Genomic DNA, 22175 nt, shown 5'->3' on the forward strand with positions numbered 1-22175 from the left:
GCGGGCACTAAATGAGCGCCATGGCTATTCGTGAAATCCTGGAAGTGCCGGACCCCCGGCTCAAGGTCGTGTCCGAACCCGTGACGGTGTTCGATGATGAGCTCAAAACCCTCGTCGCCGACATGTTCGAGACGATGTATGACGCGCCCGGCATCGGCCTTGCGGCGATCCAGGTGGGCGTGCCGTTGCGCCTGCTGGTGATCGACCTCCAGCCCGACGATCCCGACGCGCCGCCGGTCGAATGCGATCACGGCGGCCACAAGCACACCCATCCGGCGACCAGGAAGGAGCCGCGGGTGTTCGTGAACCCGGTGATCGTCGATCCGGCGGAAGAGCTGGCGACCTACCAGGAAGGCTGCCTTTCGGTCCCTGAAATCTATGCCGATGTCGATCGCCCGGCGACCTGCACGGTCCGCTATCAGGACCTCGACGGCAACCATCACGAAGAGCAGATGGAGGGGTTGATGGCCACCTGCATCCAGCACGAGATGGACCACCTTGAGGGCATCCTCTTCATCGACCATCTCAGCCGACTCAAGCGCAGCATGGCGCTGAAGAAGCTGCAGAAGCTCCGCGCGGCGGCGTAATGATTGCGCACGCCATCCGGCGTGCGATTTCCTCGCTCATTGCGATCAAAGATCGCATCGCTGCGGACGGGCGGTCGCCCTTGCGACCCTTCGGGCCGTTCTCTCGCGCCTTCCGTCACCCCGGCCTTCGAGCTGGGTTCGAGCTTTCTTTGGAAAACTCGCTTCGGCACTAGCGTTCCCTGTCCGTTCCGCATAGAGTTGTGCGATGGATCCAACGCTTCTTGCCATTATCGCGCTTGTCCTCGGCCTCGCTATCGGGGCGGGTATCGGCTGGTTCATCGGTGCTCGTCCGGTTGCCGAGCTGAAGGCGCGCGCGGAAGAGCGCGAGAGCGAGTTCAAGCGCGCGGTGGCGGAACTGGGCGAAGCGCAGATCGAGCTGGCGACGCTCAGGGCCAATGCCTCCAATTTCGACAAGCAGATGGCGCAGATGCGCGAAGCGCGCGAGGAAATGCTTACGCAGTTCAAGGCGCTGGGCAGCGAAGTCCTGTCGCGCAGCCAGGAGGAATTCCTCAAGCGCGCCGAGGAACGCTTCAAGCAGTCCGAGGATGCGGGCGAAGCCAAGATCAAGGCCTTGCTCAACCCAGTTGGCGAGCGGCTGCGGCAATATGAGCAGCAGGTCGAAACGCTGGAGAAGCAGCGTGTCGACGCCTTCGGCCAGCTCACGGGGCTGATCCAGTCGATGCGCGAAGGGCAGGAGCAGGTCCGCCGCGAAGCGCAGCGGCTGGGCAATTCGCTCACCAATGCGCCCAAGGCGCGCGGTCGCTGGGGTGAGCGAGCGCTGCAGAACCTGCTGGAACAGTGTGGCCTCGCCGAACACACCGATTTCATGATGGAGCATTCGATCGATACCGAGGACGGGCGGCTGCGCCCCGACGCGATCGTTCGCATTCCCGGCGGCAAGGTGCTGGTGATCGATTCCAAGGTTTCGCTCAACGCCTATCAGGAAGCTTTCGAGGCCGACAATGATACGGCGCGCGATGCCGCGCTGGCCGATCATGTCCGCTCGATGCGCAATCACGTGCAGACGCTTGGCGCAAAGAGCTACCAGAGCCAGTTCGAGGAAGCGCCCGACTATGTCGTGATGTTCGTGCCGGGCGAGCATTTCGTCGCCGCCGCACTCGAACACGATCCCGATTTGTGGAACTTCGCCTTCGACAAGCGCGTGCTGCTGGCGACGCCGACCAATCTCGTCGCGATCGCGCGAACGGTGGCGCAGGTGTGGCGGCAGGACGGGCTGGCACGCGAAGCGCAGGAAATCGGCAAGATGGGCGCGGAGCTTTACGACCGGCTTCGCGTTGCGGCGGACCACCTCAAGCGCGTGGGCGGGGGGCTCGAAACCGCAGTCAACAATTACAACAAGTTCGTCGGCAGCTTCGAACGCAATGTGCTTTCGTCGGGCAAAAGGCTGGCGGAAAAGGGCATCGAAATCGGCAAGGCCGAAATCGAGGAAGTGCCGCTGGTCGAAGCCGCGCCACGCTATACCAGCGACGATTTGCTGGCCGACGGATCGCAGGAAGCCGCGGAGTAAGCGCACCCTCGCGAAGCCGCCGCCACGCGCGCCGGCCATTTTTCGCAAGCCAAAACCGATTCGTGCGCGTATGGGGCAGCGCAACATACGCGGGACCGGTTGCGTCCCGCCTGCCCACTTTCGAAATCTGACCGGCCCGATCTTGTCGCTCGCCGCGCTCCAGCGCGCATCTTCCTTATGAGTTTACGCCATGACCTTCGATGACCTTCCTTCGAGCCTGAAAGCCGCGCTGGCCGAACGGAATTACGAATCCGCCACGCCTGTGCAGGCTGCAGTTCTCCAGCCGGAAGCGCTTGGCCGCGACCTCGTCGTGTCCGCCCAGACCGGATCGGGCAAGACCGTCGCCTTCGGCCTCGCCATGGCGGGCGAATTGCTCGACGCCTCGGGCGCGGTGCGCAGCGCGCCTTCGCCGCTGGCACTGGTGATCGCGCCAACCCGCGAACTGGCGCTGCAGGTCAGCCGCGAGCTGGCGTGGCTCTATCGTGGTGCCGGGGCGCGGATCGCGACTTGCGTCGGCGGCATGAACCCGTCGCAGGAACGCAAGGTTCTGCGCGCCGGCGCCACGATCGTCGTCGGTACACCGGGGCGGTTGCGCGACCATCTCGAACGCGGCGCGCTCGACCTCTCGGCGCTCGCCGCCGTCGTGCTCGACGAAGCTGACGAAATGCTCGACATGGGTTTTCGCGAAGAGCTCGAGGAAATTCTCGACGCGACCCCCGAAACGCGCCGCACGCTGCTGTTCTCGGCAACCATGCCGCGCCCGATCGAAGCGCTTGCACGCCGTTACCAGCATGACGCATTGCGCATCGCCACGATCAGCGACCAGCGCGGCCATGGCGACATCGCCTATCAGGCGGTCACGGTCTCTCCCCCGGAGATCGAGAACGCGGTGGTCAATCTGCTGCGTTTCCACGAGGCTGAAACGGCGATCCTGTTCTGCGCCACGCGCGACAATGTGCGGCACTTGCACGCCACCCTGCAGGAGCGCGGCTTTGCGGTTGTGGCGCTGTCGGGAGAACATTCGCAGTCCGAGCGCAACCACGCCTTGCAGGCGCTGCGCGACCGGCGCGCGCGGGTATGCGTCGCCACTGACGTTGCCGCGCGAGGGATCGACCTGCCGACGCTGAGCCTTGTCGTCCATGTCGAGATTCCGCGCGATGCCGAAACCCTGCAGCACCGTTCGGGCCGCACCGGGCGCGCGGGCAAAAAAGGCACGGCTGTGCTGATCGTGCCGTTTTCGCGGCGCAGGCGCGTCGAGGAAATGCTGCGGCGCGCGCGGATCGAAGCGCAATGGACCGACGTGCCCGATCGCGAGGCGATCAAGGCGAAGGATCGCGAGCGGCTGCTCGACGTGCTGTTGCGCCCGGTCGAAGTGGACGAGGGCGATAGCGAACTGGCCGAACGCCTGCTGGCTGAGAAGTCGCCGCAGGAAATCGCAGCCATGCTGGTGCAGGCGCACCGTTCGAAAATGCCCGAGCCTGAAGACATTGCCGCCAACACGCCCGAAGCGCGCCGCGCCGCGCAGCAGGAACGGCATCGGCCCGGCTTCGAAGACGTGGTCTGGTTCCGCATGGACATCGGCCGGCGCCAGAATGCCGATCCGCGCTGGATCCTGCCGCTGCTGTGCCGCCGTGGGCATATCACCCGCAACGAGATCGGCGCGATCCGCATCGGCCCGATGGAAACCTATTTCCAGATCCCGCAAGCGATTGCAGAGAAGTTCGGCGCGGCGGCCATGCGTACGGCGGGCGCTGACGGTGACGAGGAAAGCATCCTGATCGAAAGGTCGGACGGCGGCCCGCGCGAGGCTGCGCGCAGCCATCGCAAGGGCCAGCCTTCAAGGCATGAGGGGGCAGGCAAGCCGCACGTCAAGGCCAAGCCATTCCACAAGGGTGGCGACAAGGGCAGGCACCGGAATGCGGGCGCGGCGCAGGATCAGGCGCGCAAGCCGACCCGCAAGCCGAAGCATGCGAAGCCAAAGGGCAGGTGATCGCGCGGCGCGCTTGCCAGCTTCAGTTGTCTAGCGCCGCTAACACCTCGTAGGCCAGCACCGCGCCGGCAACCGCCGCGTTGAGCGAATCCGCACGGCCCTTCATCGGCATGGTCACGCGCAAATCGCTCGCCGTCTCGTATTCCTCGGGCAAGCCTTGCGACTCGTTTCCGACAAGGATGAAGCAAGGCGCCCGATAGGGCGCGCTGCGATAGGGCACTGCATCGCGCAGCGAAGCGGCCACCAATTGCCCTTCGCCAGCGCGCAACCACGGCAGGAAGTCCTCCCACCGCGCCTGCGCGACCTGCTGGGTGAAGATCGCGCCCATGCTGGCGCGCACCGCCTCGACGCTGAAGGGATCGGCGCAATCGTCGATCAGGATCAGCCCGCCAGCGCCAACGGCATCGCCGGTGCGCAGCATTGTTCCAAGATTGCCGGGATCGCGCAGCGCCTGCGCCACCAGCCAGATTTTCGCCTTGCCGCGGTTTAGCGCGGCGAGCGACGTGTCGAATTCGGCGAAAACGCCCGCCACCGCCTGCGGGTTGGCCTTTCCGGTGATCTTCGAAAGGATGTCGGGCGAAGTCTCGATCACATCGCCACCCGCCGCCAGAACCTCGCGTTCGAGCGCGTCGAGCAGGGGATGTGGATCGCGTCCGCTCGCCATCACCAGCATTTCAGGCAAATGCCCGCATTCGCGCGCGTCGGTCAGCAGCCGCAGCCCTTCGGCAAGGAACTTGCCCGAAGCCTTGCGGTGCTTCTTTTCGCGCAATGAGCGCAAATATTTTACCGTGGGATTGGAAAAGCCGGTGATCTGGCGGCGTTCGGGCTGCGGGCTCACTCTTCGCCGAATCCGTCTTCGATCATCGCGCAGAGATCGGCAAAAACCGTCTCGGCATTGTCACCCGCCACGATCAGCTCGACCTCGTCGCCCTTGGCCGCGCCCAGCATCATCAGGCCCAGGATCGATCCGCCCGCAGCCTCGTGCCCGTCTTTCGCCACGCGCACCTGCGTATTTCCGGGAAGAGTGGCCACAGCGCCGACGAATTTGGCGCTGGCGCGCGCATGCAGCCCGCGCTTGTTGACGATGGTGAGGGACCGCCGGAGTTCGCTCACGCCTTCGCCTTCTCCGGTGCGGGGCTTTCGCCCAGGAACTCGCTCGCAACCGTGATGTAATTGCGCCCGGCCTGCTTGGCCGCGGCTACGGCATCGACCACGTTCATCGATTTGCGCGCGCCGGCCAGCCGGATCAGCATGGGCAGATTGATCCCCGCGATCACTTCGACATGCCCGCGGTCGAGCAGCGAGATGGCGAGGTTCGACGGGGTGCCGCCGAACAAATCGGTCAACACGATCACGCCCTGGCCCTCGTCGACGCGCGCGATGGCGTCCGCAATGTCCTTGCGCCGCCGCTCCATGTCGTCATTGGGGCCAATGCAAATCGTCGCGATCGCCTGTTGCGGACCGACTACGTGCTCCATCGCATCGACGAAGTGTTCTGCCAATTGGCCATGCGTGACCAGGATCATACCGATCATGAGAAAGTGCCAGGTCCGTTCATTCCTGCGGCGCGACGCCGTGTTGTTCGTTCCAGGTATTCAACGCTTCATTCCTTCGATTTCGTCGGTCGTGCGCGATCCCAGATTGCGGTGGCGGACAGTGGGCGAAAATCCCGCATCGCGCAAGCCTTGGGCAATCTGTTCGGCGGTGAATACCGAGCGGTGCTTGCCTCCGGTGCAGCCGAAGGCGATGTGAACATAGCCCTTGCCTTGGGCGCGATAGCGCGGGAGCAGGGTTGTGAGCAGTCCCAGGATGCGCTCAAAGCTTTCGCCGAAGCCGGGATCCTTGCGGATATGCGCGGCAACCGGCTCGTCGAGCCCGGTCAGCGGGCGCAGTTCGTCGACCCAATGCGGATTGTCGAGAAACCGCATGTCGAACACGAGGTCGGCAAGTGGCGGGGTGCCGCGTGCGAAGCCGAAACTCGACACCGTGACCGTCATCGGCCCGCCCGGCCCTTCGGCGAAGAGGTCGCGAATGTGCTGCTGCAAATCGTTTAACGCAAAATCGCTGGTGTCGATCACCACGTCCGCCCAGCGGCGCAGCGGGTCGAGCAGGTCGCGTTCGGCCCTGATGCCTTCGGGCAGCGGGCGGCCTTCCGCCATCGGGTGTCTGCGGCGGGTTTCGTTATAGCGGCGCTCGAGTTCCTGGGTCGAGCAATCCATGAACATGGTCGAGATCGAAATGTCCTCGCGCTCGCCAAGCCGGGCAACCAGCTCGATGACATCCTGCGGCACGAAACCGCGCGTGCGCGAGTCGAAGCCGATCGCCAGCCGCCCCGGCCGCGCATCCGGCGCGGTGATCATCGGTTCGAGCAGGCGTACCGGCAAATTGTCGACGGTTTCCCAGCCGAGATCTTCGAGCACATGCAGCGCGGTCGACTTGCCCGCGCCGAGCATTCCGGTGACCAGCAGGATCCGCTGGCGGGCAGGTGCGCCAGTCGGCGGCGAGGCAGTGCTTTGCGGGTCGCTCATGCGGCGCATTGTCGCGCGAGCCGCGCGCCATGGGAAGGGGCAAAGCGCAGCCGCACTCGATCAGTCCTCCAACGGTCGCAGGCCATGCACATGCAAGGCCCATTCGGCGCGCAGGGCTTGTATCGCATCGCCGGGGCGGAACCGCAGGAGCGGGAGGGCCAGCCCAAGAACTTCCCGCGTTTGAACCGGATCGGGGAAGCGCGGCGCTTCGGCCTCGAGCGTCAGGATCAGCGCGAGTGGAGCGCTGGTCGCTGGCAGGTCGACGATCCCGACACCGCGGATTTCGAGCTTGTTGGCGATGTTGGGCGGTGGCGAGGCGATGACTGAATCGCCTTCGCGAATAAGCCGGACCCCGTCGTCCCCGATTAGTTGCGCGCCGCGATCGATCAAGGCCAGTGCTAGGCTCGATTTGCCGCTGCCCGGCGGCCCCTCAATGAGCAGCGCCCGGCCGCCGATTGCGACCGCTGTGGCCTGGACGAGAAACTCGTTACCGCTCATGGCGCGGCCGGAAGTTCGAGCCTGAGGCAGGCTCCGGGCTTCCCGTCAGGGCGTGCGTCCGCTGAAAGCGTGCCATCATGCGCCTCTGCAATGGCGCGGGCGATGGCGAGACCCAGGCCTGAGTGGTTGCCGAAATCCTCTGCCTCTGGCCGCACCGAATGGAAGCGTTCGAACACTTTCTCGCGCGAGTCCTCGGGGATGCCGGGACCCGCGTCGCACACCGTGAGAGTCACGCGCTGGCCGTCGCTGGCGACCCCCACTTCGATCGGTGCATCTGCGGGCGAGAAGGACACCGCATTGTCGAACAGGTTTTCGATCACGCGTTCCAACCGCGGCACCACCCCGGTCACCACGGCGGCGCGTCCGTTGGTTGCCAGCACGATCCGGTGATCGGCATTTTCCGCGCGGTCCTCGCGCGAGCCGATGATCGCCGCCACCAGCTTGGCCAGGTCGATCCGTTCGCGCGTGGCGCGCGACATTTCGGCGTCGATGCGGCTGGCATCCGAAATTTCCGTGACCAGCCGGTCGATCCGCCGGACGTCATGCGTGGCGATGTCGAACAGCTTGCCGCGCAATTCGGGATCCTCGACGCGCGGCAAAGATTCGATCGCGCTGCGCAGCGATGCAAGCGGGTTCTTGATCTCGTGCGCGACGTCGGCTGCGAAACTGTCAACCGCGTCGATCCTTTGACGCAGCGCGCCGGTCATGTCCGATACGGCGCGCGCGAGCCTGCCGATCTCGTCGCGCCGCTCGGGCAGGCGGGGAACTTCGACGTCGCGCCCCCGGCCCTGGCGAACCTTCACCGCCGCATTGGCGAGCAGCCGCAGTGGAGAGACGATCGTGCGCGCGAGGAACAGCGAAAGCAGGATCGAAGCGGCGAGCGCCAGCAACACTGCGATCCCCAATGTCGTGCGTGCCGCACGCACGGCCATGGTGATGTCGACTGCGTTGCGGGTGGTGAGCAGGGTCGCTCCGTTGAGCCCCACAGGAGCCGCAGCATTGATCACCGGGCTGCCATCGGGCGCGTCGCGTAGCTGGATCTGGGTGACGCCTTGTTCGCGCGCGCGGCGCAGTTCGGGCCATGCGTCGGCCGACGAATCCTCCGGCTCGAAATAGTCGGGGATCGGGTCTGCACCCACGATCGTGTCCACGCCGCGGTCGAGCGCGCGGGCGAAATCTTCCGCAAAGGTCTCGTCGCCCGGCACATCGAGCACAAAGGCGGGCTGGTCGAGGGCGAAGCTGTCGGCCCAGAGGCGTCCTTCGGCATCGAACATGCGCAGCCGCATCCGCTGTTCCTTGCCGATTTGCACGAGCAGCGCTTCCTGCCGCGTGCGCGACGCACCAGCGAGCGCTTCGGCGGTGATCTGCGCTTCGATGCGGGCAAGCTTGTAGCGTTCGTTGAGGAGCTGCGTGCGATAGGAGTCGAGATAGAAGATCCCGCCGCCCAGCAGCGCCAGCGGCAGGATGTTCACCACCAGGATGCGCGAAGTGAGCGGCAGCCGTGCGCTCCAGCCCAGCGGGCCGATCGTGCCTTCTGTCAGTGATTTGCCGTCGCTGTCAGCCATCGGTGAAGCTGTATCCCGCGCCATAGAGCGTATCGATCGCCGAGAAGTCTGGGTCGACCTGCCGGAACTTGCGGCGCATCCGCTTGATGTGGCTGTCGACCGTGCGATCGTCGACGAACACATCGTCGGGATAGGCCGCGTCCATCAGCTGGTTCCGGCTCTTGATCACGCCGGGGCGTGCGGCGAGAGCCTCGAGAATCAGGAACTCGGTCACTGTCAGGGACACGGGCTGCCCGCCCCATGTGACCTGGTGCCGCGCCGGGTCCATGAACAATTGGCCGCGCGTGATCGAAGTAGCCGCCGGCTGGGATTCCCCGGCTTCGCTCGACCCCGGCGGAAGCCCGGCATCGGCCCGCCGCAAGATCGCACGAATCCGGGCTGTCAGCAGCCGAAGGCTGAAGGGTTTGGCGATATAGTCATCCGCGCCGAGCTCCAGCCCGGCCTCTTCATCGGCCTCATCGTCCTTGCTGGTCAGGAAAATCACCGGAAGCTCGGAATGCGCGCGCACTTTGCGCAGCAGTTCCATCCCGTCCATCTTGGGCATCTTGATGTCGAACACCGCAAGGTCGGGCGGGTTGTCGAGCAAGGCCTTGAGGGCGGTTTCCCCGTCAGAATAGACGCGCGTGACAAAGCCTTCGGATTGCAGCGCGATCGAAACGGTGGTGAGGATATTGCGATCATCATCGACCAGCGCGATCACAGTATCTCCGCTTTTATCCGCCGGATCGCCTGTCGGCTCGACCATTGCCGGTCCCTTCATCGTCATTGCGTATCATCGACTAGCGGTTTGCGCGCCGCGAAACAACGAGTCGCCGCAGTTCCATACCGCTAAATAGGTAGTTTCCGCCTCGTCGTTTGACGGGCGGGGCGGCGGAGTTTAGAGGGCGAATCCGAATCCACGCATTCGTATGCACAGATGTAACCGCGATGCGTCGGAACGAGCGCTGAGGGATGTGCCCCATGTGGGCCAACCGGTAAAATCCAGGAGATACGCGTGTCCATTTCGCTTGCCCTTCCTCTTTCCAGCCAGGGTATTGAAACCGCCGCAACAATTCACGCCAATCTTGGCACGCCGCAGCTGGTCGAGCATGCGCTCGGCAATGGTGAAGGCGAGCTGTCGCGCTACGGCGCGCTGGTGGTTAAGACCGGATCGCACACCGGCCGCAGCGCCAAGGACAAGTACATTGTCCGCAACGGCGAGACCGAGAACAGCGTGTGGTGGGGCAAGGTCAATGTCGAGATGTCGCCTGAACATTTCGCCGCGCTCAAGGCCGACTTCCTCGCTGCGCTGAAGGACAAGCAGACGCTCTACGTCGCCGACCTGTTTGGCGGTTCGCAGCCGGAGCATCGTGTCAATGTGCGCGTGATTAACGAGCTGGCCTGGCACAATCTGTTCATCCGCACGTTGCTGGTGCGCCCAACGGCTGACCAGCTGGCCGATTTTGCGCCCGAATACACCATCATCGACCTGCCCAGCTTCCGCGCTGACCCTGAGCGTCACGGTTGCCGCAGCGAAACGGTGATCGCGGTCAATTTCAGCGAAAAGCTGATCCTGATCGGCGGCACCAAATACGCCGGCGAAATGAAGAAGAGCGTGTTCGGCATCCTCAACTATTTGCTGCCGACCAAGGGCGTGATGCCGATGCACTGTTCGGCCAATATCGGAGCCGACGGCAAGACGGCGGTGTTCTTCGGCCTGTCGGGCACCGGCAAGACGACGCTGTCGGCCGATGCCAGCCGCACGCTGATTGGCGATGACGAGCATGGCTGGTCGGATACGGCGGTCTTCAACTTCGAAGGCGGCTGCTACGCCAAGATGATCCGCCTTTCGGAAGAAGCCGAACCTGAAATCTATGCCACCACCCGCCGTTTCGGCACTGTGCTCGAAAACGTGGTGATGGACCCGGAAACGCGCGAACTCGATCTCGACGACAATTCGCTCGCGGAGAATACCCGCGGCGCTTACCCAATCGACTTCATCCCCAACGCTTCGGCTGAAAACCTGGGGCCGGTGCCGAGCAATGTCATCATGCTCACCGCAGATGCTTTCGGCGTCCTGCCTCCGATCGCGCGGCTCACGCCCGACCAGGCGATGTACCACTTCCTGTCGGGTTACACCGCCAAGGTTGCGGGCACTGAAATCGGCGTGACCGAGCCCGAAGCGACCTTCAGCACCTGTTTCGGCGCGCCCTTCATGCCGCGCCACCCCAGCGTCTACGGAAACCTGCTCAAGGAACGCATCGCCAAAGGCGGGGTTGCCTGCTGGCTGGTCAACACCGGCTGGACCGGCGGCAAGTATGGCGTGGGCAGCCGCATGCCGATCAAGGCGACGCGCGCGCTTCTCAATGCCGCGCTCGATGGCAGCCTCAACAATGCGGAATTCCGCAAGGACCCGAATTTCGGCTTCGATGTTCCCGTCAGCGTGCCCGGCGTCGACAGCGCGATCCTCGATCCGCGTTCGACTTGGGAAGACAAGGACGAATACGATCGCACCGCCGAAAAGCTGGTGCGCCTGTTCATCGATAATTTCGCCCAGTTCGAAGCGCATGTCGACCAGGGCGTGCGCGAAGCGGCTCCGCATGGAGTGGTTGCCGCCTGATCCATTTTGGCGAGTGGAGAGGAGAGGCCTCGTTCCCGATCGGGAACGGGGCCTTTTTTATGACATAAGCTGCTGTCATCCTGCCCGGATTGTGGAACCGGAGGAGGTTAAGACATGAGCCTGTTTGACGGGATACTTAAGGCCATCCTGGGGGCGCCCGACGACGTGAGGAATCTTGCGGCGCAAGTCGGGATAGATGCGGACATGGCGGAAAAGGCCATCGCGGCGCTCGCGCATGCGCACCAGATGCAGGGCGATACGGTCGAACTTGCATCGGCCAATACCGGGCTCGATACAGATGTGCTGTCCGAAATCGTCAAGCAGATCGGAGGCGAAGGCTCGCTGATGGAATTTGCGAACGCGGTTGGGGACAACCCCTAGGCGGTTGAAGGGCGGCTTGGCTCCTAGGCCTTTGTCCCCGCAATATAGCGATCGACATTCTTGGCGAGCACATCGAGCGGGGAATTCCCGCCCAGGATCACCGCATCGTCGAATGCCTTGAGGTCATAGGCCGCGCCCAGTTCCTGCTGCGCCCGGCTGCGTTGGCGCACGATCTCGCTATGCCCGATCTTGTAGCTGCACGCCTGGCCCGGCCAGCTGCAGTAACGATCGACCTCGCTGGCGACTTCCTCTTCCTTCGAACCATTGCGCTCGACGAAGAAGCGCCGCGCTTCCTCGCGCGTCCAGCGCTTGTGGTGCAGGCCGGTGTCGACCACCAGGCGGCAGGCACGGAAGGCGAGCGATTGCAGATAGCCCAGCCGCCCGACCTTGAAGTCGTCATAGGCGCCGAGTTCGTCCGCGAGCTGCTCGCCATAGAGCGCCCAGCCTTCGCTGAACGCGCCGAAGGCGAGGATCGAGCGGATCGGCGGCAGGCGGTTCGAATATTCGCCTTCCCAGACATGGCCGGGGATTGCCTCGTGATAGGTAAGATCGGCCAGGTCATATTTGCGATGGAGGTCGGTGCTGCGCAAATTGATCCAGAAGCGCCCGGGGATCGTGCCGTCCTTGCTGCCCGAGCCGCCATAGGCGCCCGGCGCGCCGGCTTCCTCGATCACGGGGATACGGCGGACCTCCATATTCGGATCGACCAGCGTGTTGAACGCACGCGGCATCTGCGCCTTGATCCACGCCAGCCGCTCGTCGATGAATTCGAAGATCTGCTTGCGGCCCGGATCGCCCTCGGCAAATTTGTAGCGCGGGTCTTCGCTCAGCGCCTGCATCCGCTCTCCGACGGTGCCGGTGGTGTATCCGATTTCCTTCAGGATCGGGTCCATCCGGCCATGGAGTTCTTCGAGTTCGGCAAGTCCCTGTTCGTGGATTTCGTCGGGCGACATGCTGGTGGTGGTCGATGCCTTGATGGCCCAGGCATACCATTCGTCCCCGCGCGGCTGCGCCCACATCCCGGCATCGCCCTTCGCTTCGCCGCGCAGCGACTTGAGTTCGGCGAGCTGGCGCTCGAGTGCGGGAACCACGCTGTCACGCACGATCGCTCCGGTCTGTTCGGCGGCTGCTTTGGCGGCGGCAATTTCGCTGCGTTCCAGGGGCGCGCGATAGATCGCCTCGGCACTGGCGACGCTCTGCTCCATCTGGGAGATCGCCTTGTCGAGAAGGAAGTCGGGCGGAACGAGGCCCATCGCGCGGGCCTGCTGCATGCGCACCAGTTCGCCGTCGAGTTGCGCCGGAAAGGCTTCGATCCGCGCGACATAGGCTTCGGCATCGCTCGCATCGCGGACCGGCTGGGTCGAATCCATGAAGCGCGGCATGTCGATATAGGCGCCGACGTTCTGGATCACGACGTAGGGCGCGTTGCGCCAGCTGCCCACGGCGACATCGCCATAGGGCAGGGCGAAGCCTTCGACTGCGGTGGAATAGGCGCTTTCGACCACGTCGAAGCCGGTCAGCTGGTCCGCCGTCATCCCTTCGCGTGGGTAGGCGCGCACCGCCTCCAGATCGGTTTCGAGCGCGGCGGCGTAGCGTGCAAGCCCTTCCGGCGTCTTGTCGCTCAGCTTGGCGCGTAGCGCTGCGAAATCACCTGTGTCGACGCCAAGGTTGGTCGCCCGCTCGGGCTCATGGCCAAGCAAATTGTAGGCGATCTGGTCGAGCATGGCGTCGGGCGCAAGCTCGGGAGCGGGCGCCATGCGGCAGGCCGGAAGCAGGGCGATGAGCGATGCACCGCCGATCCCCTTCAGGGCATCGCGGCGTGTGAGCGAGAATGTGGGCTGAGTCATTTGCTCCTGTTATCGGGAGCAATTGCTGTGTCAATCGGCCATCCCTGTGCATGGATTGCCGGTTTCGCGGAGCATCGAAATCGCCTAACGCGCGCGGCAAGGGAGCAAGCGCCGAATATGAATATGGTACTTTCGATCGTGATGCTGGCGGCGGGTGCGCTGATCCTTGGCGCCTTCGTGTTGTGGCGTCGCGGCGTGCCGGCCAAGCAGCCGCTGCTGATGTTGCTGCTGGCAGCGATCGCTATCGTGAATGTGCTGATCTGGACACTGCCCGATGCGAGCGGCGAAGCGCCGCTCGACCGGGTGCAGAAGGAAGCGGGAGACTAGCTCCCGCCCCGTATCAATCGGGCAGGATCCAGCGGATCGAGCTCGAATAGGTTCCGGCGACGGATTTGCCGGCGCTGTCGGTTGCCGGATCGAAGCGCGCCCGCTGCGCGATCAGCCTGCAAGTGGCCTGATCGAGCACGTCATGCCCGGTCGACTGCGTGATGCGGCAAGAAGTGACCCGCCCGCTGGGTGCAATCGCAAGGTTGAACTTCGCAGTCCCGGTCAACTCGCGGTTGATCCAGCTGGTCCTGTAGTCGCCGGTTGTGACCCAGCTGCCCGGATCGTTGCGCGGCGCGGCGCGGCCCGCGTTGAATGTCGGGCCGGTCGAGCTTGCAAGGCCATCCAGGAAGGGCAGGGTCACGGTTTCAACCTCGCCGCCAAGCGGAGGGAGCAGGGTGGTGCCATCCAGCTCGACATTGGTTATCAGCGGACCCTTAGGCGGGATCGGCGTGACCACTTTCGTGGAAGTGGTCTTCGCTGCCTTTCTTGCCTGATCGGGCTCGGGCGGAGGCGGGGGTGGCAGCGGGATAGTCGTGCCGACCAGCGGCGGCGGTTTGGGTTTGGTCACGATCTGGGTGACGGCCAGCCCGGTGATGAGCAGCGCGCCCAAGGCGCCGGGGATGATTAATGCGCCCGCGAGCCCCGCGCTGCGCTGCCTGATGCTTGTCTGGTCTGCGAATGCCATATGCGGCTCCTCTCTTCCTGCGGGCCGCCAAATGGCATTTGTGCTCTGTTGCGAAGGCGACTCCGCAAACATAATGTTACAACATTACATGCATCGAGCAAGAAGTTTCGCGTTGCAGATCAGGACCTTTCGCGCGCGCTAGTTTCAGGAATTTCCGGAATCGGCTGCAAAGCAGCCGCAAGCGCGGAGTCGAAGCCGAAGGCGCAGACGTGCAAAGCACACCTGCAAGCCCGCCCGCAGCGACGCGACCTTTAGGTCGCATGAGCGAGGATAGCCAAGCGAGCGGACGCGAGCGCCGGCGCTTGAGGCCGAACTATTTTATGGGGCAGTCGGGGTTCAGGCGGAAATCGAGGTAATTGTCGACCGAGCCCATCAAATCTTCGAGTTCGTTCTCGAAGAAGTGGTTGGCGCGCGGGATTTCCTCGTGATGGATAGTGATGTGCTTCTGCGTGCGCAGCTTGTCGACCAGCTTCTGCACGGCATTGGGCTGCACCACAGTGTCCGCCGCGCCCTGGATAAAGATCCCCGATGCGGGGCAGGGGGCGAGGAAGCTGAAGTCATACATGTTCGCGGGCGGAGCCACGGAGATGAATCCGCGCACTTCGGGGCGGCGCATCAGCAATTGCATGCCGATCAGTGCACCGAAGCTGTAGCCGGCGACCCAGGTCGTCTGCGCTTCGGGGTGGATCGACTGCACCCAGTCGAGCGCGGATGCCGCGTCGCTCAGTTCGCCAATGCCATTGTCGAAGCTGCCCTGGCTGCGGCCCACGCCGCGGAAATTGAAGCGCAGAGTCGCAAAGCCGCGATCGGCAAAGGTCTTGTACATGCGCTGCACGATCCGGTCGTTCATAGTGCCGCCGCCTTCGGGATGCGGATGCAGGATCATCGCCACAGGCGCGCGCGGGCGCGGCGGCGGAGAGAAACGACCTTCAAGACGGCCTTCGGGGCCGGGAAAGATGACTGAGGGCATCGGAAACCTTGCAGAATTGGGCCAAAACGCGCGCGGCCTGCTGGCGCCCGCGAAGTCGCTGGCTATATAGGGAGCGATGTAAAAATCGCAATCATTTCGCGCATTCGGCCACAGGGGCGACCCATTCCAGAACGCATCTATCTCGATCATGCCGCAACATCGCCGCTGCGCCCCGAAGCGAAGCGCGCGATGGACGAGGGTTTTGCGATCTGGGCGAACCCGTCGAGCCCGCATGCCGAGGGGCGCAAGGCCAAGGCGGCATTGGAGGATGCGCGCGAGCGGATCAAGGCAAGCTTGGGGTGGGACGGCGAACTGATCTTCACAAGCGGCGCGAGCGAGGCGCTGTGGATCGCGCTAAACCGTGCCAAGGTCGATCGCCGCATTGTTAGCGCGGTCGAGCATGACGCAGTGTTTCGCGCTGCGCCAGATGCTGAGCTGTTCTCGGACGAGATATCGATTGGCGCGGGCTCGCTCTGCGCGATCCAGCACGTCAATTCGGAGACCGGCGTGATCAATCCGGTGTCGCAGATGGCGGAAACGATCCGTTCCACCGGCGCGCTGCTGCTATCGGATTGCGCCCAATCGGCCGGCAAGCTCGATCTTCCAGATGCCGACATGCTGGTGATTTCCGCACACAAGTTCGGCGGGCCGATCGGGATCGGCGCGCTGCTGGTGCGCGATTTCAACCTGCTTGAGCCTGTCGGCGGGCACGAGCGCGGATACCGCCAAGGCACCGAGAATTTGCCGGGAGCGATGGGAATGGCTGCGGCGCTCGAATCCGTACCTTGGCAGACTTCGCCGGATGACCGGGCGGCCTTCGCAGACCGGCTTTCCGCAGACCGGATCACGCTAGGCGAGCAAGCCGATTACATTCTGGCGCTGGCGCACCCGATGCTGAGCGCGCAGGCGCTGCTGATCCGGCTCGACGCGATGGGTTTCGCGGTTTCAGCGGGGAGCGCCTGTTCCTCCGGCACGCTCAAGAAAAGCCGCGTGCTAGATGCTTTCGGCGTGTCGGACGATGTCGCGGCGCGCACGATCCGCGTCAGTATCGGATGGAACACCACGCCCGGGGATCTGGAACGGTTCGCGGATGCCTGGAGGTCGCTCACATGATCTACCTCGACTACCAGGCCACGACCCCGCTTGCGCCCGAAGCGCGCGAGGCCATGCTGCGCTGGCTCGGCGGGCCGGACAGCGACAGTTTTGGCAACCCACACTCGCCGCATCGCATGGGGCGCATGGCCGCTGCCGCTATCGAAGTCGCCCGCGAGAAGATCGCAGCCCTGTTCCCCCGGGGCGGGCGGGTGATCTTCACCAGCGGAGCGACCGAAGCGATCAACCTCGCGATCCGGGGATCGGGTGGCGACGGCCCGATTGCCGTCTCCGCGATCGAACATGCCGCCGTGCTGGATACCGCGCAGGCCCTTGGGCGGGCGCACCTTCTGGGTGTCGATAGCGAAGGCTTGTGCGATCCCGCACAAGGCCTGCCTGCCGGAACGCGGCTTGCCTGCGTGATGCAGGTCAATAATGAGATCGGGACGATCCAGCCGACCGACGAATGGCGCGCGAAGGCGAAGGAAGCGGGCGCGCTTTACCTGTGCGACGCGGTGCAGGCCTATGGCAAGCTCGCCATTGCCGATGCCGACATAATCGCGGTTTCCGCGCACAAGCTCCACGGGCCCAAGGGCGTGGGCGCGCTATGGGTCCGCGACGGGGTCGAACTTGCCGAGCAGCAGACCGGCGGCGGGCAGGAAGGCGGGCTTCGTTCCGGGACGCTCAGCCCGGCATTGATCGCCGGTTTCGGCGCAGCCGCGGCGCTTGCGCGGGAATCGATGGAGATGGACGCCGCCCATGTCGAGACGCTGTGGGCGCGGGTGCGTGAACTGTTTGACGGCTGGACGCTCAACGGCAGCGGCACCGCCCGCTGGCACGGCAATCTCAATATCCGTAGAGATGGGCTCGATGTCGCGCGATTGATGAGCGACTGTCGCGACGTGATGTTCAGCGCCGGAAGCGCCTGCGCCAGCGGTTCGGGCCGCCCCAGCCATGTGCTGAAAGCAATCGGCCTGTCCGACCGCGAAGCGAAAAGCTCGATCCGGCTCGGCTTCGGGCGCTACACCACGCTTGACGAGATCGAACGGGCCGCGCAGCAGATTAACGCAGCAGCGAAGGAGCAAGGGCTTTGACGATCCGGGTGCGTTTCACCGATTCCAAGGGCGATGTGACCGAAGGCGTGGGCGAACCGGGCCAGTCGCTGCTCGAATTGGGGCAGGCGCTCGGCGTCCCGCTAGAGGGCACCTGCGAAGGCCAGATGGCGTGTTCCACCTGCCACGTGGTGGTCGACCCGGAATGGTTCGATAAGCTGCCGCCCGCGAGCGAGGAAGAGGAAGACATGCTCGATTTCGCCGCTGGCGTGCGCCGGACGAGCCGCCTCTCCTGCCAGATCGACCTCACGCCGGAGCTCGACGGGCTGTTGGTAACGGTGCCCATCGAAGCGCACGACATGCGGCGGATGTAAGGCGCTATCCCGCCCTGCCGGAGATTATTCTCCGATCCTGACGGGTGCAAGGTGCTGGTAATCGTATGAAAAGTCGGTGCTGTCCGACAATGCGCGCAGCTTCATCGACGCGATTTTGCCGTCGGCATCCTTGACGAAAGTAACCAGCGCATCGGCATCGAGGCTGCGATCGGGCCAGCGGGCAAGGAACGTGTCGCCATCCCATTGGACCAGGGGTCCGTTGAGCAGCTTCGAGCGAGGAAAATGCAGCGTCAGGCCGCTTTCGTTCCGGCCCACGACGATCTCGCCGTACCACGGGTCACGATAGCTGCCAGCATAGGCATCGAGCGGCAGCGAAGGCGCCGCTGCATTGGCGGGCGCGGAGCCCTGCTGCTGCCGGGCCTCGATGAACCGCGCCGCGCGCCTTTTGTCGGCCCCGATCACATATTCGATCCAGTCCGAAGCCTCGTCGCCGCGCACGACCAGATCGGCAAAGCGGTATGTCAGGAAAGTCGCGGGAACCATATCGTTCACCAGCACCACCACCGCCGCGTCCTTTTCGGGAAGCAGGACCATGTTGGTCAGTCCGCCGGGACCGGTGCCGCCGTGTTCCACCAGCAGCGTCCCGGCAAAGTCGGAAGTGAACCAGCCGAGCGCGACATTGTTGAAATGAGCATTCCCGAGGCGGCGCATGAAGTTCGGCAGGCCGAGCGTGACAACCGGCGCGTGCATTTCCCTGATTCGATCGGGCGAGAGCAGCTGCGTGCCATCCGCCAGCTTGCCGCCGCTGAGCTGGAGCTGCGTCCATTTGGCGACGTCGCGCACCGAGCAGCTTATGCTTCCCGAGGGTTCTTCGAGCATGCGGATGTCGGCGCGGGCGGCGGGCTCGCCACCGGGTTCGCGCGAATGCTGGACCGCCGTGGATGCAGCGCGAGTGCCGGCCGATGAGGTCGAACAGCTGGTCATTCCCAGCGGCGCGAACAGGCGCGCCTGCACGAATTCGCCCCATGTCATGCCTGACGCCCGGGCTACGACCTCTCCGGCGACCATGTAGAGGATGTTGTCATAGGCGAAGCCTTCACGAAAACTCGTTTCCAGTGGCAGATATTTGAGTGCGGAGATGAATTCCCCGGTGGTCGATGCCTGGTCGGGCCAGTGCAGCAAATCGCCTGCACCCAGCGCGAGGCCCGAATTGTGCACCAGCAGGTCGCGCACGGTCATGTGCTCGGTCACATAGGGATCGCTCATTTCGAATTCGGGGATGTGCTTGCGCACCGGGTCGGACCAGGCGATCTTGCCTTCGTCCACCAGCAGCGCGAGCGCGGCCGAAGTGAAGCTTTTGGTCATCGAGTGAATGGGGAATGCCGTATCCGCATTCACCGGCTCGTTGTCGCCAAGCTCCAGCGATCCATATCCCTGTAGCCAAACGGGTTCGCCTTCGCGCACCACCGCCACAGCCATTCCCACCGGCGCCATCTGTTCGAAAGCGGCGGCAGCTTCCCGTTCGAGCTGTTCGTTCGTCAATTGGGCCAAAGCCGGCTGGCTTGTCGCCAGCGCGACGATAGCGGCGAAGGTACGGGTCATTTGCAAGTCCTTGTGATTTGAGAGGCGCACCGCTTTCGATCAGCCGGGCAGCGGAAACGAGCGACGGTCTATCAAGGGCAGGCAAGCGTCGATTGGCGCCATTGCCGCTCTGCCAATGGCCGCTCTGCTTCGATGAACGGGTTGAAGGGGGCAAAAGGCCGCATATTTCCGCCGCCGATCAGCGTTCCTGTGGAAACGCCTCTCCCGCTCGCCCGCGCGCATTGCTAAGCGCGTGAGCAATGCCTGACGTAATCGATATGACCGAACCCGATCCCTTTGATGCAATCGTCGACGCGCCGTTCGATTCCGCGCTGGAAGAGCGCTATCTCGTCTATGCGCTGTCGACCATCACCGCGCGTTCGCTGCCCGACCTGCGCGACGGGCTGAAGCCGGTCCACCGCCGCCTGCTGTGGGCGATGCGCCAGCTCAAGCTCGATCCCAATTCGGCGTTCAAGAAATCGGCTCGCGTCGTGGGCGACGTGATCGGCAAATACCATCCGCATGGCGATGCCTCGGTCTATGACGCGATGGTCCGCCTCGCGCAGGATTTCGCGCTGCGTTACCCGCTGGTCGAAGGACAGGGCAATTTCGGCAATATCGACGGCGATAATGCCGCCGCCTATCGCTACACCGAAGCGCGGCTGACCAAGACCGCGCTGCAATTGATGGCCGGGCTCGACGAAGGCACGGTCGATTTCATCCCGACCTACAATGGCGAAGAGCAGGAGCCGGAGATATTCCCCGGCCTGTTCCCCAATCTCCTCGCCAATGGCTCGAGCGGGATCGCGGTGGGGATGGCCACCAATATCCCGAGCCACAACGTCGCAGAGATCATCGATGCCACGCTTGAGCTGATCGACAACCCGCATGTCGAGCATGCGCGGCTGATGGAGCTGTTCCAGGGCCCCGATTTCCCCACCGGCGGGCAGATCATCGACAGCAAGCAGGTGATCGCGGATGCCTATGAAACCGGGCGCGGATCGTTCCGTGTGCGCGGGGTGTTCCATGCCGCCGAGGCGAAGGATGCGGCCGACCGTGATGCCGGCATCGAGCGGCTGGGCGGCGGCCAATGGCAGCTGGTGATCTCCCAGATCCCCTACCAGGTGCAGAAGGGCAAGCTGATCGAGCAGATCGCGGCGGCGATTGCAGACAAGAAGCTGCCGATCCTCGAGGATGTGCGCGATGAGAGCGACGAAGCGATCCGCATCGTGCTGGTGCCGCGCAGCCGCAATGTCGATCCGGACCTGCTCAAGGAATCGGTCTTCAAGCTGACCGATCTCGAAACCCGCTTCGGGCTCAACCTCAACGTGCTCGATGCGAACCGCACACCCATGGTAATGGGGCTGAAGGAACTGCTGCAGAACTGGGTGGCGAGCCAGATCGACATTCTCCAGCGTCGCGCCCAGCACCGGCTGGACCAGATCGCGCGGCGGCTGGAACTGGTCGAAGGCTATATCATCGCTTTCCTCAACCTCGACCGGGTGATCGAGATCATCCGTACCGAGGATGAGCCCAAGCCGGTGATGATGGCGGAATTCAACCTCACCGACCGGCAGGTCGAAGCGATCCTCAATATGCGGCTGCGCAGCTTGCGCAGGCTCGAGGAAATGGAGCTGCGGCAGGAGAAGGACGACCTGCTGAAAGAGCAGGACGAGCTCGAGAAGCTGCTCGAAAGCCCGGCGCGCCAGCGCACGCGGCTGAAGCGCGATCTTGGCAATCTGCGCAAGGAATATGCCGAGGATACCGCGCTGGGCGCGCGCCGCACGCGGATCGAGGAAGCTGCGCCTGCGGTCGAATTCAGCATGGATGCGATGATCGAGAAGGCGCCGGTCACGGTGATCCTGTCTCGCAAGGGCTGGATCCGCGCGGCGAGCGGGCATGTCCCGCTCGACCAGGAATTCAAGTATAAGGAAGGCGACGGTCTCGCTTTCATCGCCCATGCGCAGACCACCGACAAGATCCTGATCGCGGCAGAGAACGGGCGTTTCTACACGCTGGGGGCTGACAAGCTGCCCGGCGCGCGCGGCTTTGGCGAGCCGGTGCAATCGATGGTCGATCTCGAGGCCGAGGCGGGGATCGCAGGCATGGTGGTGCACCGGCCCGGCGCCCGCCTGTTGCTCGCTTCGACCCCGGGCAAGGGCTTCGTCGCGGAAGAGAGCGAGTTGCTGGCCGAAACCCGCAAGGGCCGCCAGGTGGTGAACCTCAAGGACGGCGCGAAGCTGAATGTCGTCCACCCGATCGGAGAGGGGCATGACCACGTCGCCTGCGTGGGCGACAATCGCAAGCTGGTCGTCTTCAACCTGGAGGAAGTGCCGGTGCTGGCGCGCGGGCAGGGCGTGACGCTGCAGCGCTATCGCGACGGCGGCCTTTCGGACGCGACAACCTTCGTACTCAGCGAGGGGCTAAGCTGGCAGATGGGCGGGAAGGGCGATCGCACCCGGACCGAAAGCGATATCTGGCAGTGGAAGGTTGCGCGCGGTGCGGCCGGGCGCCTTCCGCCACAGGGCTTCCCCAAGGACAATTGCTTCAGCCCGCCGCCTTCGAAAGAAGACTGAGCCGGAAACGAAAAAGGGCCGCAGGCAATGCCGG

At 64.2% G+C, this 22175-nt stretch carries 21 protein-coding genes; 10 read left to right on the forward strand and 11 right to left on the reverse strand.

The genetic code is table 11. The features are described 5' to 3' along the window. Window positions 1–20: 20 nt before the first annotated feature. The 3 genes from ACUJ47_RS00680 (at window position 21) to ACUJ47_RS00690 (ending at window position 4105) form a co-directional block, all read left to right on the forward strand. Window positions 21–587: a peptide deformylase gene (locus tag ACUJ47_RS00680; protein ID WP_445536557.1), complete on the forward strand. Its 567-nt coding sequence runs from the start codon at window positions 21–23 to the stop codon at window positions 585–587. Window positions 588–792: 205 nt separating this feature from the next. Beyond that, entirely contained in the window at window positions 793–2115 is a 1323-nt protein-coding gene (gene rmuC / locus ACUJ47_RS00685) for a DNA recombination protein RmuC (protein WP_445536558.1), read from the forward strand. A gap of 190 nt (window positions 2116–2305) precedes the next feature. Further along, on the forward strand, window positions 2306–4105 hold the full coding sequence (locus ACUJ47_RS00690; protein ID WP_445536559.1) for a DEAD/DEAH box helicase: 1800 nt from the start codon (window positions 2306–2308) through the stop codon (window positions 4103–4105). A gap of 22 nt (window positions 4106–4127) precedes the next feature. Here ACUJ47_RS00690 and ACUJ47_RS00695 read toward each other — a convergent pair whose 3' ends face one another. Genes ACUJ47_RS00695 through ACUJ47_RS00725 form a run of 7 tightly spaced genes read right to left on the reverse strand, consistent with a single transcriptional unit; the run spans window position 4128 to window position 9441 of the window. Continuing rightward, window positions 4128–4943 carry a TrmH family RNA methyltransferase gene (locus tag ACUJ47_RS00695; protein WP_445536560.1) on the reverse strand — a complete coding sequence of 272 codons (816 nt, stop codon included), beginning with the start codon at window positions 4941–4943 and terminating at the stop codon, window positions 4128–4130. Then, a complete protein-coding gene (locus ACUJ47_RS00700; protein ID WP_445536561.1) occupies window positions 4940–5218 on the reverse strand; it encodes an HPr family phosphocarrier protein in 279 nt (92 codons plus the stop codon). The genes ACUJ47_RS00695 and ACUJ47_RS00700 overlap by 4 nt, the downstream gene beginning before the upstream one ends. Further along, a complete protein-coding gene (locus tag ACUJ47_RS00705; protein WP_445536562.1) occupies window positions 5215–5640 on the reverse strand; it encodes a PTS sugar transporter subunit IIA in 426 nt (141 codons plus the stop codon). The genes ACUJ47_RS00700 and ACUJ47_RS00705 overlap by 4 nt, the downstream gene beginning before the upstream one ends. Before the next feature lie 60 nt (window positions 5641–5700). After that, entirely contained in the window at window positions 5701–6633 is a 933-nt protein-coding gene (gene rapZ / locus ACUJ47_RS00710; RefSeq protein ID WP_445536563.1) for an RNase adapter RapZ, read from the reverse strand. A gap of 60 nt (window positions 6634–6693) precedes the next feature. Continuing rightward, on the reverse strand, window positions 6694–7131 hold the full coding sequence (locus ACUJ47_RS00715) for an HPr kinase/phosphorylase (RefSeq protein WP_445536564.1): 438 nt from the start codon (window positions 7129–7131) through the stop codon (window positions 6694–6696). Then, window positions 7128–8696 (reverse strand): ATP-binding protein, encoded by a 1569-nt coding sequence (locus tag ACUJ47_RS00720; protein WP_445536565.1) that lies wholly within the window; start codon window positions 8694–8696, stop codon window positions 7128–7130. The genes ACUJ47_RS00715 and ACUJ47_RS00720 overlap by 4 nt, the downstream gene beginning before the upstream one ends. Next, window positions 8689–9441, reverse strand: a complete 753-nt coding sequence (locus ACUJ47_RS00725) for a response regulator (RefSeq protein WP_445538830.1) — start codon at window positions 9439–9441, stop codon at window positions 8689–8691. The genes ACUJ47_RS00720 and ACUJ47_RS00725 overlap by 8 nt, the downstream gene beginning before the upstream one ends. A gap of 249 nt (window positions 9442–9690) precedes the next feature. Here ACUJ47_RS00725 and ACUJ47_RS00730 point away from each other — a divergent pair, with 249 nt between their 5' ends. Both ACUJ47_RS00730 and ACUJ47_RS00735 read left to right on the forward strand, forming a co-directional pair. Then, entirely contained in the window at window positions 9691–11295 is a 1605-nt protein-coding gene (locus tag ACUJ47_RS00730) for a phosphoenolpyruvate carboxykinase (protein WP_445536566.1), read from the forward strand. Between the two features lie 114 nt (window positions 11296–11409). Then, window positions 11410–11676: a hypothetical protein gene (locus tag ACUJ47_RS00735; protein WP_354145404.1), complete on the forward strand. Its 267-nt coding sequence runs from the start codon at window positions 11410–11412 to the stop codon at window positions 11674–11676. Window positions 11677–11699: 23 nt separating this feature from the next. Here the strand turns inward: ACUJ47_RS00735 and ACUJ47_RS00740 are convergent, their stop codons facing one another. Continuing rightward, entirely contained in the window at window positions 11700–13523 is a 1824-nt protein-coding gene (locus tag ACUJ47_RS00740; RefSeq protein ID WP_445536567.1) for a DUF885 domain-containing protein, read from the reverse strand. Between the two features lie 117 nt (window positions 13524–13640). Between ACUJ47_RS00740 and ACUJ47_RS00745 the strand changes: the two genes are divergently transcribed. Next, a complete protein-coding gene (locus tag ACUJ47_RS00745) occupies window positions 13641–13850 on the forward strand; it encodes a hypothetical protein (RefSeq protein WP_445536568.1) in 210 nt (69 codons plus the stop codon). A 13-nt stretch (window positions 13851–13863) separates the two neighbouring features. Here the strand turns inward: ACUJ47_RS00745 and ACUJ47_RS00750 are convergent, their stop codons facing one another. Both ACUJ47_RS00750 and ACUJ47_RS00755 read right to left on the reverse strand, forming a co-directional pair. Continuing rightward, a complete protein-coding gene (locus ACUJ47_RS00750) occupies window positions 13864–14535 on the reverse strand; it encodes an energy transducer TonB (protein WP_445536569.1) in 672 nt (223 codons plus the stop codon). Between the two features lie 313 nt (window positions 14536–14848). Beyond that, the gene (locus ACUJ47_RS00755) at window positions 14849–15505 is read right to left on the reverse strand and encodes an alpha/beta hydrolase (RefSeq protein ID WP_445536570.1); all 657 of its coding nucleotides are present in this window, start codon (window positions 15503–15505) and stop codon (window positions 14849–14851) included. A gap of 135 nt (window positions 15506–15640) precedes the next feature. Between ACUJ47_RS00755 and ACUJ47_RS00760 the strand changes: the two genes are divergently transcribed. From ACUJ47_RS00760 to ACUJ47_RS00770, 3 genes are read left to right on the forward strand one after another with little or no spacing between them, the layout of a single operon-like run. Then, window positions 15641–16618, forward strand: coding sequence for a cysteine desulfurase family protein (locus tag ACUJ47_RS00760; RefSeq protein WP_445538831.1), 978 nt, complete (start codon window positions 15641–15643; stop codon window positions 16616–16618). After that, window positions 16615–17691 (forward strand): cysteine desulfurase family protein, encoded by a 1077-nt coding sequence (locus tag ACUJ47_RS00765; RefSeq protein ID WP_445536571.1) that lies wholly within the window; start codon window positions 16615–16617, stop codon window positions 17689–17691. The genes ACUJ47_RS00760 and ACUJ47_RS00765 overlap by 4 nt, the downstream gene beginning before the upstream one ends. After that, the gene (locus tag ACUJ47_RS00770; protein ID WP_445536572.1) at window positions 17688–18023 is read left to right on the forward strand and encodes a 2Fe-2S iron-sulfur cluster-binding protein; all 336 of its coding nucleotides are present in this window, start codon (window positions 17688–17690) and stop codon (window positions 18021–18023) included. The genes ACUJ47_RS00765 and ACUJ47_RS00770 overlap by 4 nt, the downstream gene beginning before the upstream one ends. Before the next feature lie 24 nt (window positions 18024–18047). On the opposite strand, the gene ACUJ47_RS00775 is transcribed toward ACUJ47_RS00770, so the two are convergent. Further along, the gene (locus tag ACUJ47_RS00775) at window positions 18048–19586 is read right to left on the reverse strand and encodes a serine hydrolase (protein ID WP_445536573.1); all 1539 of its coding nucleotides are present in this window, start codon (window positions 19584–19586) and stop codon (window positions 18048–18050) included. Window positions 19587–19825: 239 nt separating this feature from the next. On the opposite strand from ACUJ47_RS00775, the gene parC reads away from it, so the two are divergent. Continuing rightward, window positions 19826–22141, forward strand: a complete 2316-nt coding sequence (gene parC / locus ACUJ47_RS00780) for a DNA topoisomerase IV subunit A (protein WP_445536574.1) — start codon at window positions 19826–19828, stop codon at window positions 22139–22141. Window positions 22142–22175 lie beyond the last annotated feature (34 nt).

It is taken from the genome of Altererythrobacter sp. Z27 (genome assembly GCF_052683155.1).